The following is a 13,281-nucleotide window of genomic DNA, read 5'->3' as shown; positions in this document are numbered from 1 at the left end:
GGTACAGTCTCGCGGCGAGCTGGTGATCAGCAGCCCAGAAAAGCTAGCGCCAACTGGGCAGCCAGATCTCCATGTCCCAGGTCTGCTGCGAAATGGGCATACCGGTGAGCACCGGGAACAGCCAGGCGAAGTTGGTCACCACCAAAGCGACGTACGAACTCACGACGATGAGTCCCAGGGTGCGGCGTTCGGCGGTTTGGCCCGGGCGATAGAGAATGTCGCCGCCGATCAGCGCGATGCCCATCACCAGGAACGGCGCCATCGTCGCCGCGTAGAAGAAGTACATCTGCCGGTCGATGTCGGCGAACCACGGCAGCCACCCGGCGCAGTAGCCGACCAGGACGACGGCGTAGCGCCAGTCGCGCCGGACGATCGCTCGCCACAGGGCGTACACCAGCACCGGCACCGCCAGCCACCACATCGCGGGCGTGCCGACCAGCATCTCGGCCTTGACGCACGACTGCGCGCCGCAACCGCTGACGTTCTGCTGGTCGATCGCGTACAGCACCGGCCGCAACGACATCGGCCAGCTCCACGGCTTGGACTCCCACGGGTGGTAGTTGCCCGCCGAATTGGTCAGCCCCGCATGGAATTCCAGCGCCTTCGCGCTGTAGTGCCACAGCGAACGCAGCGCGTCGGGGAACGGAAAGTTGCTGTGCGGGCCGATCGTCTGGCCCACCTCGTGCCGATCGATCGCGGTCTCGGACGCGAACCACGGCGCATAGCCGGCCAGGTACACCGCGATCGGGATCAGACCCAGCGCGTATCCGGTCGGGACGAGGTCGCGCCGCAGTGTGCCCAGCCACGGCCGGTTCACCTGATACTGCCGCCGGGCGGCCACGTCGAACGCCAGCGACATCACGCCGAAGAACACCACAAAGTAGAGGCCGGACCACTTTGTCCCGCAAGCCAACCCGAGCATGACGCCGGCCAGGAACCGCCACCAGCGCACACCCAGCCGCGGACCCCACTCGGTTGCGGCGTTGCGGCCTTCGGCCAGCGCGACGTGCATTCGCCGTCGCACTTCGTCGCGGTCGACGATTAGCGCGCCGAACGCCGCGACCACGAAGAAGGCGAGTATGCCGTCGAGCAGCGCGGTGCGGGAGGCGACGAAGCTGACGCCGTCGCAGATGCAGAGCACCCCGGCAATCGCGCCGACCAGCGTCGAGCGGCTGATCCGCCGCGCGATCCGCATCACCAGCAGCACCATCACGACACCGAGCAGCGCGCCGGTGAACCGCCAGCCCACCCCGTTGTAGCCGAAGATCGCCTCGCCGATCGCGATCAGCTGCTTGCCGACCGGAGGGTGGACCACCAGGCCGAACCCGGGGTTGTCCTCCACGCCGTGGTTGTGCAGCACCTGCCAGGCCTGCGGCGCGTAATGCTTCTCGTCGAAGATAGGGGTGCCGGCGTCGGTCGGCGAGCCCAGGTTGACGAACCGGGTGATGGCCGCCAGCAGGGTGACGATGCCGGTGACGACCCAGCCGCGGATGTGGTCGGTCGGCCCGAAATCCGCGACCGGAATCAACGGCCCCGGGCTGACGACGGGCACGGCGCGCTCCTCGACGGCGTCCTCCACCTGCACGGCGGCGTCGCTGGGCGGGGCGGTCATCAGGTCGATCGTAGGCTGTCCGTCATGTCCCGTGGTCGACTGTTGCTCGGTGCGACCCCGTTGGGCCAGCCGTCGGATGCCTCACCGCGGCTGATCAAGGCGCTGGGCGAGGCCGATGTGGTGGCCGCCGAGGACACCCGGCGGGTGCGGACGCTGGCCAAAATGCTCGACGTGCGCATCACCGGCCGGGTGGTCAGCATGTTCGACCAGGTGGAGGCCGCGCGGGTGCCGGCGCTGGTCGACGAGATCAAGGCCGGTGCGACGGTGCTGGTGGTCAGCGATGCCGGAATGCCGCTGATCAGCGACCCCGGGTACCGGATGGTCGCGGCGTGTGTCGAGGCCGGGGTCGACGTGACGTGCCTGCCCGGGCCGTCCGCGGTGACGACCGCGCTGGCGGTGTCCGGTCTGCCGTCGGAGAAGTTCTGCTTCGAGGGCTTCGCGCCGCGCAAGAGCGGGGCGCGCAAGACCTGGCTGGCCTCGCTGGCCGGCGAGCGGCGCACCTGTGTGTTCTTCGAGTCGCCGCGGCGGCTGGCGGCGTGTCTGCTCGATGCCGTCGAACAGCTCGGTGGCGACCGCCAAGCGGCGATCTGCCGGGAGCTGACCAAGGTGCACGAGGAAGTGGTGCGCGGAACGCTGCAGGAGTTGGCGGCCTGGGCGGCCGACGGCGTGCTCGGCGAAATCACCGTCGTGCTGGCCGGCGCGAGCCCGCCCGCCGACGTGCCGTCCCTGGTGGCCCGGGTGCAGCAGCTCGTCGCCGACGGGGTCCGGGTCAAGGACGCCTGCACCGAGGTGGCCGCGGCCCATCCGGGCGTGCGCTCGCGTCAGCTCTACGACGAGGTGCTGAAGACGCGCGGTGACTAACCGACCGAGGCCGCGGCCGCGGAGCACGGCACACCGACGACGGGCGCGGCCTTGTGCAGGCATTCCTCCCATTCGGCGTCGGGGTTGGAATCGGCGGTGATGCCGCCGCCGACGCCCAGCACCGCGGCGCCGGCGGCATCGAACTCCACGGTGCGGATCGCGACGTTGAGCTCGCACCCGGCGACGGGCGATGCCAAACCGACTGTGCCGCAATATATTCCGCGACGATGCGATTCCCACTGTGAAATCAGTTGGCGGGCACGGTGTTTGGGGGTGCCGGTGACCGAGGCGGGCGGGAAGGCGGCGTCCAGCAGTGCCGAGGTGGGCAGCTCGACGGGCACCTGCGCCGACACCGTCGACACCAAATGCCATACACCCGGTGCGCGCCGCACGACCAGCAGTTCGGGCACCTTGACCGTGCCGGTGACCGCCACCCGGCCCAGGTCGTTACGAACCAGGTCCACGATCATGATGTTCTCGGCCACCTCTTTGGGCGAGGCGCGCAGCGCCGACGGCCAGGCGTCCAGCGGCAGCGTCCCCTTGATCGGGCTCGACATCACGACCGCGCCGTGGCGGCGCAGGAACAGTTCGGGCGACAGCGACGCGACCGCACCCCATTCGCCCGCGACGTAGGCCGCGCGGGCCGGCGACGTGCGCGCGACCCCGTCGACGAAGAAGTCCAGCGAGGACCCGGCGACCGTTCCGGTGAACCGGGTGCACACGCACGCCTGGTAGACCTCGCCGGCGCGGATGGCCTCCAGGCAGGCCAGCACCGCGCCGCGGTGTGCCTCCCGGTCGGCCGCATCCCAGTCGATCCGGCACTCGCGCGCCGGGCCCGGGGTCGCGGCCAGCGCGGCGGTCAGCCACTGCGGCATCGGCGCCCCGGACAGGCTCTCGTACCACCACTGCCCGTCCCGGTCGCGGCGCAGCACGCAGTCCGTCCAGCCGCCGGCGGCTTCGGGGATGCGAGGCGCCCCCCCGTCGGCGCCGGCGTCCGGATAGGACAGGTAGCCGACCCAGCCCCCGCCCACCGCGGGGGAGTGATGGGCCTGCGAGCCCAGCCGGACGGCGAACGCGTCGGCCGGATCGACCGGTCGCACCGCCAGGCTCGGCGCGATGACGGCCAGCGCGCCGAACCATTCGCCGGTCAGCGCCGCGGGCGGCGGCAACCCGAGCCGGCGAGCGGCATCACCGATCGCGCGCAGCACACCGGGTGCCTCGCCGAGGTTGCCGAGCCGGTCAATTCGCACTTCCCTAGCTTGACAGAAGGGTGAACATTCGCGCCCTCCGGCGCTCAGCCGCGGCTGATGTCCCGGGTCCTCGCCAGCGCCGTCAGCTTGTCCGGGTTGCGCATCACGTAGAAGTTGGTGATCTTGTCGTCGATGATCTCCAGCGTGATCACTCCCTCGAGCTGATCGCCGAGGTAGAGCAACACCGCCGGGGCGCTGTTGCAGGTCACCATCTCCACCCGCAGCACCGCCGCGGCCTTGCGCATCAGCCCGGCGACGGCCCGGGCCACCTTGTCGGCGCCGACCACCGGCCGCCGGGCCGCGGACACCTTGCCGCCGCTGTCGGCCATCCAGGTGGCGTCCGGCGCCAGCATCGCCATCAGCCCGTCCACGTCGCCGCTGGCCGCGGTGGCCAGGAACTGCGCGGTGATCTCGGCGTTGCGCGCCGGGTCCGTGTCGAAGCGCTTGCGCCGCGCCCGCACGTGTTCGCGGGCCCGGTGGGCGACCTGGCGGACCGTCGCCGCTGGTTTGCCCACCGCGTCGGCGATCTCGCCGTAGTCGAAACCGAACACCTCGCGCAGCACGAACACCGCCCGCTCGTCGGGACTCAGCGTCTCCAGCAGCACCAGCATGGCCATCGAAACCGATTCCGCCAGAACGACATCGGTCGACGGGTCCTGGTCGTCGAGCAGCAGCGGCTCGGGCAGCCACGGCCCGACGTACTCCTCGCGGCGCCGGGCGCCGGCCCGCAGCGCGTTCAGCGCCTGACGGGTCACCAGCTGGGCCAGGTACGACTTGGTGTCGTGCACCGCCGACAGGTCGACGTCCGCCCACCGCAGATAGCTGTCCTGCAATACGTCGTCGGCCTCGGTGGCCGAGCCCAGGATTTCGTAGGCGATGGTGAACAGCAACGGGCGCAGCAGCGTGAACCGTTCCGCGTGCTCGCCGGTCGCGATCATTTGATCGCGACCTGCTCGTCGGCGGCCGGTTGAGCGGGCCGGTTACCGCCCTTGAGCCAGAAGTACGAGCCCGGCTTGGCGGCCTCGCGCCGAATCGCCCACAGCGTGCCCCGGCAGATTCTCTCCTTGATCGCGGCGGTGGTGCGCCCGCCGAGCGCCAGGTTCACCGGGGTGTCGTCGGTGCGGGCGAACTGCAGCGTGCCGCGGCTGCGGCCGATGCTGATGCACTGCCCGACGAACGCCTGCTTGACCGCCGCGGGGTCCTCCCCGGCGATCCGGGCGAGCACGGTTTCGGCGGCCTGGGCGCCCAGCGGCTCGGCGGCCTGGCAGCTCATCCGCAACGGCTGGCCGGACGGCGCGGCGGCGTCACCCGCGGCGACGATGCGATCGTCGTCGAAGCTGGTCAGCGTCTCGTCGGTGAGCAGCCTGCCCAACTCGTCGGTGCGCAGCCCGCTGCGGGTGGCCAGGTCCGGCACGGTGAAGCCGGCGGTCCACACGGTTGCCGCGCTGGGCAGCACCGCGCCGTCGCTGAGCACCACGCTGTCCCAGCGGACCTCGCTGACGGCGACCGTTTCGGCGATGGTGACCTCGAGCCGGCGCAGTTGCTTGGCCACCGAACGGCGGCCCCGTTTGCTCAGCGACGTCCCGAGGGTGCCACCGCACACCAGCGTCACCGGACGACCCTGCTCGGCCAGCTCGGACGCCGTTTCGATACCCGTCAACCCGCCACCGACCACGGTGACTGGTGCGTTCAGCGGCAGGTCGGCGAGTGCATAACGCAGCCGCTGCGCACTTTCCAGATCGCAGACCGAGTGGGCGAATTCGGCGGCGCCGGGCACCGCGTCCTGGGCGGGCACCACGCCCGTGCTGCCGACCGCGTAGATCAGGTAGTCGTAGGCCAGCGCGGTGCCGGAGGTCAGCAGCAGCCGCCGGTCGGCGGTGTCGATCCGCTCGACGGCGTCGACGACGAGCTGGATGCCCTCACCGAGCAGCGTGCCGTAGTCGGCGGTCGCGGCGCCGGTGTCGGCGACCAGCTGGTGCAAGCGAATTCGTTCGACGAAGACCGGACGGGGATTCACCAGGGTGACCTCGAGGTCCGGCCGCTGCCGCAGGCGATTGGCCGCCAAAGTGCCGGCGTATCCACCGCCGATGACGACCACACGAGTGTTGCTCATTGCTGTCTCCTTATTCTCTTCGGGACGTGTGCCCTTGAGACACCGCAGCGCGGCCAGGCGTGACAATTCGGTCGGGATTGTGAGCTGTATCACCGGCGCTCACGGCTCGGCGGACCTTACGGGGTTTCGGGAACGAAGGTGAAGTTGTTGACGTAGATGCCGCGGTCCGTCCAGCCGTTCTCGCGGCTGCCGACGTTTGCCGGATTCTGATGACGTGCCGGGTCGAACTCTGCGATCGGCCGCCGGGCGTCGTCGAGGTCGAAGTAACCGGCGTAGCCGAGCCCAGCCAACAGCCTGGTGATCGCGGCTACGGCGTCGGGGTGATGGCGTTCCTCGGCTTCCACCACCACCGCCGGCCGGTTGCGGGTGAGGGTGTCCGCGGCGCCGCGCAGCACGGCCAGTTCGTGGCCTTCCACGTCGATCTTGATCAGGCCGACGTCGTCGAGGTGCAGGTCATCGAGCCGTTTGACCGGCACGTCGATGCTCTGAATTTCGCCGCCGGCCACGTCGCCAAGGCTGTTGTCGGTGTCGATCGTGCTGCGGCCCGGCTCGGACTCGACCACCCGCATGGTCATCACGCCGGGTTTGTCCGATAGCGCCACCGCTTCCACCCGGACCTCGGCGCCGACCGCGTCGAACATCGAGGCCAGGGCGCGGGCCTGGGCAGGCCGGGGTTCGAATGCGATCACCGCCCGCGACGTCGCCAACATCGCGACCGTGAACTCGCCGACGTCGGCCCCGATATCCAGGGAGACCCGGTTGGGATCGCACAACGACGCCGCCAGCTGCACGTCCGGGCGAGATTGGCCCAGACGTTGCAGGGCGCGATACTTGCGCCGCCAGAACAGTTGTGGGGCAAGGGCCTTGGCCGCCGGCACGAGCCAGCGTTTGGCCGAGCGTGCGACGGGCATTGTCGAGTCTCCAGAGGCGGTCTTCCGGCGACCGCACGCTCGACGGGACCGGACGCTGCGGGTCGCGGCAAATTGGTCAGCCGTCAGCCTAGTCGAAGCGGCGGTGCCGTCCGTCGGCCAGGCGCCCGGTGATTGTGATCTGGGTCACTGGCTGCGGCCCGGTGGGGCGGAGCCGGCACTCACACCGAGGCGCGGATCCCTCTAGCATCGCAACGATGGTCCGGACACTGAGGCGAAGCGCGGCGGCTGTTGGCGCCTGCGCGGGATTGGTGTTGAGCGGCTGCGGTGGTCACGTCACGCCCGGACCGCTGTCGGCCATGGTCAGCCCGCCCATTGCGCCCAGCGCCGCGGACATCCCCAACCCGCTGCGCGGCCAGTACGAAGACCTGATGAATCCGCTGTTCCCGCAAGGCAATCCCGCGCAGCGGCGGTACCCCGCGTGGCCGGCGTCGCACGACGCCAGCATGCGTATCTCGTGGCGGCAGTTGCAGCCCACCGATCCGGCCACGCTGCCCCCCGACGCGCCCGACGACCGCAAGTTCGACTTCAGCGCGATCGACGACGCGCTGAACAAGCTGGCCAGCCGCAACATGCGACTGGCCCTGCGCGTCTACTCCTACAGCTCCGATCCGAACGGCACCGGCATCGCCGTTCCCGAGTGGGCGCGGCCGCTGACCACCAGCAACCCGCCGCCGCCGAACAGCCCCGGGGTGCCCCAGGTGGTGCCGAACTGGGACGACCCCCGCTACCTCGACGCGTTCGGCCAGCTGATCGCGGCGCTGGGCCGCCGCTATGACGGCGACGAGCGGCTCAGCGTTTTCGAGTTCTCCGGGTACAGCCAGTTCCGGGACCAGAACATCAGCGCCGCGTCGATCCGGCAGCTGGTCGCGGCCAACGTCAACGCCTTTCCACACACCCAATTGGTGGTGGCGCCGCAGCACCCGGAGATCGTGCGCGAGTTGTTCTCCGACGACGTCACCAAGAAGCTGTCCGCCCCGGTCGGCATCCGCTCGGATTGCCTGGGCGTCCAGTCGCCGCTGCCCGGTTGGGCAGAGTCGGGTGATTCCCAGTACGTCCGCAACAACGATGCGCTGGTCAACACGCTCAAGCAGCGACTGCGCTCGGCGCCGGTGATCACCGAATGGTGCTCGTTGCCCGGTGGGGCCGCCCCGTTGGGCTACTACGAAAAGGGCGTGCACGACGTCGTCAAGTACCACGTGTCGATGACGTCGAGCGCGAACTTCCCGGACCGGGATGCGACATCGGCGATGGACCCCAAGCTGTACGCGCTGTGGGCGCAGGCCAATGCGGCGGCGGGATACCGGTATTCGGTGGAGGCGAAGCCCGGATCGCAATCGATTCAAGGCCAGGTCGCGGCCATCTCGGTGGAGTGGACGAACTACGGCGCGGCGGCTACCACCGAGCAGTGGGCACCCGGTTACAAGCTGGTGGACAACACCGGTGCGGTGGTGCGCACGCTGCCGGCCACGGTCAACCTGAAAACCTTGGTCCACGACGATTCCAGCCCGTCACGCGAGGAGGCGGTCCCGGCGTCGTCCACCGAGACCGTGCACGTCGACCTGTCCGGGTTGGCGCCGGGCCACTACACGCTGCGCGCCTCGGTGGACTGGCAACAGCACAAGCCGGGCGCCTCGCATGTGGTGAACTACGTCCCGATGGCACTGGCGCGCGACGGACGAGACGGATCCGGGTTGTACCCGATTGCGACCCTTGACATCCCGCGCGACAACACGAACTCGACCAACGGTTGACACGGTCCGCCGACGCTGGTCGTAAGCCCGGAGGAAAAGGCGTCGTGCATGATACGGTTCTCTCACCAATATGATCCGTGACCTGCTCAAATCTGGCCGCTCGGCCGTGACATTCGCCCCACATCGGAGGTCTCCATGCCGCGCAGCCTGGACCTGGTCGTAACCTCCGTCGCCACTGCGCTGATGGAAGCCACGGCCTCCACGGCGACCGAGGTGAGCCAAAAAGTCCTCGCGCGGCTGGTCGAGCAATTCGGTTTGGACGCCGGCTTCCTGCGGCACCGCGACGAGCTGTCCCGTGCCTCGGTGCTGGTCGCGGAGTGGCCGCCGCGCCTTGAGGTCGCGGATTCGGACGCGACGGACGTCCTTCCCTACGCCGGCGCCGACGCGCTGCTGACCGAATGCGAGCAGGGCCGCAAGCCGGTGGTCATAGCGCCCGGTCGGCGTTCGTGGCGGCGCTGGCTGACCGGGGCCACACGGCCCAGCGCTCCCTCGGTGGCGGCCGCGCCGCTGCTGTCGGGCGAGGCGACGACCGGTGTACTCGGTTTCGTCAGGTTCGGAGACCACAAGTGGAAGCAAACCGAGATCAACACGCTCGAGGCGGTCGCCGCCCTGTTCGCCCAGCTGCAAGCGCGTCTGGCCGCCGAGCAGAAGCTTCGGTACCTGGCCGAGCACGACGACCTGACCGGCTTGTACAACCGCCGGGCGCTGGTCGCGCACTTGTCCGAACGGCTCGCCGCCGGAAAGCCGGGACCCGTCGCGGTGCTGTATCTCGACCTCGACCGGTTGAAGCCGATCAACGACTACCTTGGCCACACCGCGGGCGACTGGTTCATCAGGGTCTTCGCGCAACGCATTCAGATGTGCGTCGGCTCGCAGGCGATGATCGCCCGGCTGGGCGGCGACGAGTTCGTCGTGGTGCCGGAGCAGTCGATGTCGCCGGAGACCGCGGAATCGTTCGCCCGGCGGCTGGCGAAGATGCTCTGCGAGCGGCTGGCCATCGGCGGTCACATGATCAGCCGCACCGTCAGCATCGGGCTGGCGGTCGGGATGCCGGAGCGCGACAACTGCACCGCGTTGTTGCGCCGCGCGGACGAGGCCGTGCTGACCGCCAAGCGCGCCGGCGGCAACCAGATCGCGGTGTTCACCGACGACATGTCGTTGAAGAGCGCCTTCCGCAACGACATCGAGCTGCACCTACAGGGCGATATCGGCAGCGAGGCGCTGCTGCTGCATTACCTGCCCGAGGTCGACTTGTGGACCGGCGCGGTGGTCGCTGCCGAGGCGCTGGTCCGCTGGCGGCACCCGATCTGGGGCTTGCTGCTGCCCGACGCGTTCATCGGAGTGGCCGAGTCGACCAACCTGGCCGGCGAGCTGGGCCGCTGGGTGATGCGCACCGCCTGCGCCGAGTTCAGCCGCTGGCGCGCCAACGGCGTGGGCCAGGGCGCGATCTTGCGCGTCAATGTCTCACCCGTGCAGCTGATCACCCGCGGCTTCGTGCGCAGCGTCGCCGAGACGATCGAAGAGTTCGGCATCGACGCCGAGTCGTTGTGCCTGGAGATCACCGAGCGCGCCGTCGTGCACGACATCGAAACCACCCGCAACACCCTCGCGGAGCTCAAAGAGGTCGGCGTGCAGCTGGCCATCGATGACTTCGGGACCGGTTACGCGGTGCTGTCACACCTGAAGTCGCTGCCGGTCGACATGCTGAAGATCGACGCCGGCTTCGTGCGCGATCTGGGGACCAACGCCGGCGACCTGGCCATCGTGCGCGCCATCATCGGGCTCGCCGAGGCATTCGGTCTGCAGGTTGTCGCCGAGGGAGTCGAAACACCCGCTGCCGCATTGACTTTGATGCAGCACGGGTGTCACCGCGCACAAGGGTTTTTGTTGTCGAAGCCCGTCCCCGGCGATGCGATGGAGGCATTGCTCTCGGCGCGTTGGATGCCGATGCCGTTCCTGGCCGATCATGAGGCCTTGTCGCAGGGCGCCATCTGATTCCAGAATGGTCGAAAAAATTAGCAAAAAGGTGCTGGCTGTTGCCATGTTCGCGATGTTGGTGCTCAGCGGGTGCGGTGGTCAGAAGCAATCCGGCCCGTTGAACGCGATGGTCAGCCCGGCCATACCGTCGAACACCCAGGAGATCTCCAACCCCCTGCGCGGTCAGTACGAGGATCTGCTGGAACCGCTTTTCCCACAAGGTAATCCCGCGCAGCAACGCTATCCGGCATGGCCGGCGTCCCACGACGCCAGTCTGCGTCTGTCATGGCGGCAGATCCAGCCCGTCGACCCGCACACGTTGGCACCCGACGCGCCCGACGATCGCAAGTTCGACTTCAGCCCGATCGACAACGCACTGGCGAGGCTGGGCGAGCGCGGCATGCGGATGACGCTTCGGGTGATGGCCTACAGCTCCTGCTGCGACGACTCGTATCCCAACAACACGAACATCGGCGTTCCCGACTGGGTGCGTGCGATGCCGGGCGCAACCACCAGTTACCCGAATCCGCCGACCGGTCCCGGGGCCGGGGTGATCCAGGTCGTGCCGAACTGGAACGACCCCAACTATCTACGGGCATTTCAGGATCTGCTCGCCGCGCTCGGCCGCCGCTATGACCGCGACGAACGACTCAGCGTGTTCGAGTTCTCGGGCTACGGGGATTTCAGCGAAAACCACATCTCGTACCTGCGCGACGTACTCGGCGCGCCGGGTCCCGAGCCCGACGACAGCGTGGCAAAGCTGGGGTATTACAGCCAGTTTCGCGATCAGAGCATCACCATCGCCTCGATTCGCCAATTGGTTGCGGCGAACGTAAACGCTTTTCCGCATACCCAATTGGTGACCGCGCCGGACAATCCGGAGATCGTGCGCCAACTGCTCGCCGACGACGTCACGAAGAAGCTTTCGGCGCCGGTCGGTATCCGCGCGGACTGCCTCGGCGTCTACGCACCGCTGCCGACGTGGGCCGAGTCCAAAGACTCGCAATACGTGCGGTCCAACGATGCGGTCGTCAACGCGATCAAGCAGCGGCTGTCCTCGGCGCTGCTGATCACCGAATGGTGCCAGCTGCCCCCGGGAACCGACCCGCGGACCTACTACGAAAAGGGCCTGCACGACGTCGTCAGCTACCACGTGTCGATGACGTCGAGCTTCAATTTCCCTGACCGGGAATCGAACGCGGCGATGGACCCCAACCTGTACCTGCTGTGGGCTCAGGCCAACGTGGCGGCCGGGTATCGGTATTCGGTCGAGGCGCGCCCCGGATCGCAATCGGTACAGGGCAAGACGGCAACCATTTTGGCGGTATGGACCAACTATGGAGCAGCCGCCGCCACCGAGAAGTGGGTGCCCGGTTACAAGCTGGTGGATTTCTCCGGAGCGGTGGTGCGGACGATACCGGCGACGGTCGATCTCAAATCGCTGGTCTCCGACGACACCAGCCAATCACGCGAGCAGGCGGTGCCGACGTCGGCCACCGAGACGGTTCATGTCGACCTGGGGGGCTTGGCGCCGGGACACTACACGCTGCGCGCCACCGTCGAGTGGCAGCAGCACAAGCCGGATGCTACCCACGTGGTGAACTATCCGCCCATGCAGCTGGCGCGCGATGGCCGTGACAACTCAGGGCTGTATCCCATTGCGACGCTGGACGTTCCACGCGACACGCTGATCGCCGACATTGGTAAGTAACGTGTCACGGCGCGACCTTCGGGTGCTGTGGCTTTCGCCGTGGCTGCGGCCGTTGGCGCGGGTCCAAGTGGAGGCGTTGCACCGGCGCGGCGCCGACGCGTTGCTGGTGACATCCGACCTGCACCCAGAATCCGACGCGCCGCGCGATTACGAACTGGTGCTCGATCCCCGGTTTCGTACCGCCGCGACCTGGCCCGCCGCCGTCGCGGCGTGGCGGCGCATCCGCCGGTATCGGCCGCATGTCGTCGTGGCCGAGCTGGTCCGCGATCCACGGTGGATCGCGCTGGCCGGAAGGGTTCCGCGCGTTCAGTTGGTGCACGACGACCGTCCCCATGATGCGATCGAAGAGCTCCCGGCCGCCGAGCGCGCGGTGTTCGATCGGTGGGGCGCCCGCTCGGCAGCCACGATCGCCTACAGCGACTATGTCGCGAACGCCATCGCCGACCGGCGCGACGTGCGACGCACCCGCGTCCACGTGCTGCCGCTCACCAGCGACCTCGATCCCGCCCTGGTTCCCCCGTTGGCGGGGCCCGAAGAGCGTCGCGACTTCACCGTGATCGGTCGGCTGCACCCGTACAAGAACCTCGAGGTGGTGCTCGAGGCATGGCGACAGCATGTGGCCGGCGGCGGCTGGCGCGGTGACGACCTGGTGCTCATCGGCGACGGATCATTCGACACCGGCACGCTGCCCGAACACGCGCGGCGGCGCACCGGCAGCTACCGCTACGCCGACATCGTCACCACGCTGGCGGCGGCGAAGGGTTCGGTCGCGCACTACCGGCGCGCGTCGCAAAGCGGTGTGCAGGTGTTGTCGATGCAGCTGGGCGTCACGCCGATCGTTTCCGCGGTCGGCGGCCTGCCGGAATACCAACCGCCGGGCTGCCCGGCGATCGGTGTCGACGACGTCGCCGGGCTGGTCACCGCATTCGACGAGCTGGCCGATCCGTCCGTCGCCGCGCAGCGCGGAGCCGCCGCGGCTCGTCACTACGCCCAGCGCTACACCGTCGACCGCGTCGCGGATCGCATGATGGACGTGCTGGGCGAGGTGGGTGCGGATCGGCTCTGACGCGGTGC

Annotated in this window: 10 protein-coding genes; 5 read left to right on the top strand and 5 right to left on the bottom strand. The window is 68.8% G+C overall.

What is annotated here, in order from left to right; all coding sequences use genetic code 11:
- Positions 1–43 precede the first annotated feature (43 nt).
- The gene (locus BN973_RS24450; RefSeq protein WP_036471281.1) at positions 44–1,612 is read right to left on the bottom strand and encodes a dolichyl-phosphate-mannose--protein mannosyltransferase; all 1,569 of its coding nucleotides are present in this window, start codon (positions 1,610–1,612) and stop codon (positions 44–46) included.
- A gap of 24 nt (positions 1,613–1,636) precedes the next feature.
- On the opposite strand from BN973_RS24450, the gene rsmI reads away from it, so the two are divergent.
- A complete protein-coding gene (rsmI, locus tag BN973_RS24445) occupies positions 1,637–2,473 on the top strand; it encodes a 16S rRNA (cytidine(1402)-2'-O)-methyltransferase (RefSeq protein ID WP_036471279.1) in 837 nt (278 codons plus the stop codon).
- Here the strand turns inward: rsmI and BN973_RS24440 are convergent.
- The 4 genes from BN973_RS24440 to BN973_RS24425 form a co-directional block, all read right to left on the bottom strand.
- A complete protein-coding gene (locus BN973_RS24440) occupies positions 2,470–3,723 on the bottom strand; it encodes an aminodeoxychorismate synthase component I (RefSeq protein WP_036471278.1) in 1,254 nt (417 codons plus the stop codon). The genes rsmI and BN973_RS24440 overlap by 4 nt on opposite strands.
- A 44-nt stretch (positions 3,724–3,767) precedes the next feature.
- Positions 3,768–4,661 carry an RNA polymerase sigma-70 factor gene (locus BN973_RS24435; RefSeq protein WP_036471277.1) on the bottom strand — a complete coding sequence of 298 codons (894 nt, stop codon included), beginning with the start codon at positions 4,659–4,661 and terminating at the stop codon, positions 3,768–3,770.
- Entirely contained in the window at positions 4,658–5,836 is a 1,179-nt protein-coding gene (locus BN973_RS24430) for an NAD(P)/FAD-dependent oxidoreductase (protein WP_036471276.1), read from the bottom strand. Before BN973_RS24430 ends, BN973_RS24435 begins: the two co-directional genes overlap by 4 nt.
- Before the next feature lie 116 nt (positions 5,837–5,952).
- The gene (locus BN973_RS24425) at positions 5,953–6,747 is read right to left on the bottom strand and encodes an FkbM family methyltransferase (protein WP_036471275.1); all 795 of its coding nucleotides are present in this window, start codon (positions 6,745–6,747) and stop codon (positions 5,953–5,955) included.
- A 215-nt stretch (positions 6,748–6,962) separates the two neighbouring features.
- Here BN973_RS24425 and BN973_RS24420 point away from each other — a divergent pair, with 215 nt between their 5' ends.
- The 4 genes from BN973_RS24420 (at position 6,963) to BN973_RS24405 (ending at position 13,273) form a co-directional block, all read left to right on the top strand.
- Positions 6,963–8,519: a hypothetical protein gene (locus BN973_RS24420; protein WP_036471274.1), complete on the top strand. Its 1,557-nt coding sequence runs from the start codon at positions 6,963–6,965 to the stop codon at positions 8,517–8,519.
- Positions 8,520–8,654: 135 nt separating this feature from the next.
- A complete protein-coding gene (locus tag BN973_RS24415) occupies positions 8,655–10,514 on the top strand; it encodes a putative bifunctional diguanylate cyclase/phosphodiesterase (protein ID WP_036471273.1) in 1,860 nt (619 codons plus the stop codon).
- Positions 10,515–10,521: 7 nt separating this feature from the next.
- Complete coding sequence (locus BN973_RS24410) at positions 10,522–12,207, top strand: hypothetical protein (protein ID WP_036471272.1); 1,686 nt, start codon at positions 10,522–10,524, stop codon at positions 12,205–12,207.
- Between the two features lie 22 nt (positions 12,208–12,229).
- The gene (locus BN973_RS24405; protein WP_036473007.1) at positions 12,230–13,273 is read left to right on the top strand and encodes a glycosyltransferase; all 1,044 of its coding nucleotides are present in this window, start codon (positions 12,230–12,232) and stop codon (positions 13,271–13,273) included.
- Positions 13,274–13,281 lie beyond the last annotated feature (8 nt).

This window comes from Mycobacterium triplex, assembly GCF_000689255.1.
In the GTDB taxonomy this organism is placed as follows: Bacteria; Actinomycetota; Actinomycetes; order Mycobacteriales; family Mycobacteriaceae; genus Mycobacterium; species Mycobacterium triplex.
This window is presented reverse-complemented; position numbering and strand designations above follow the sequence as displayed.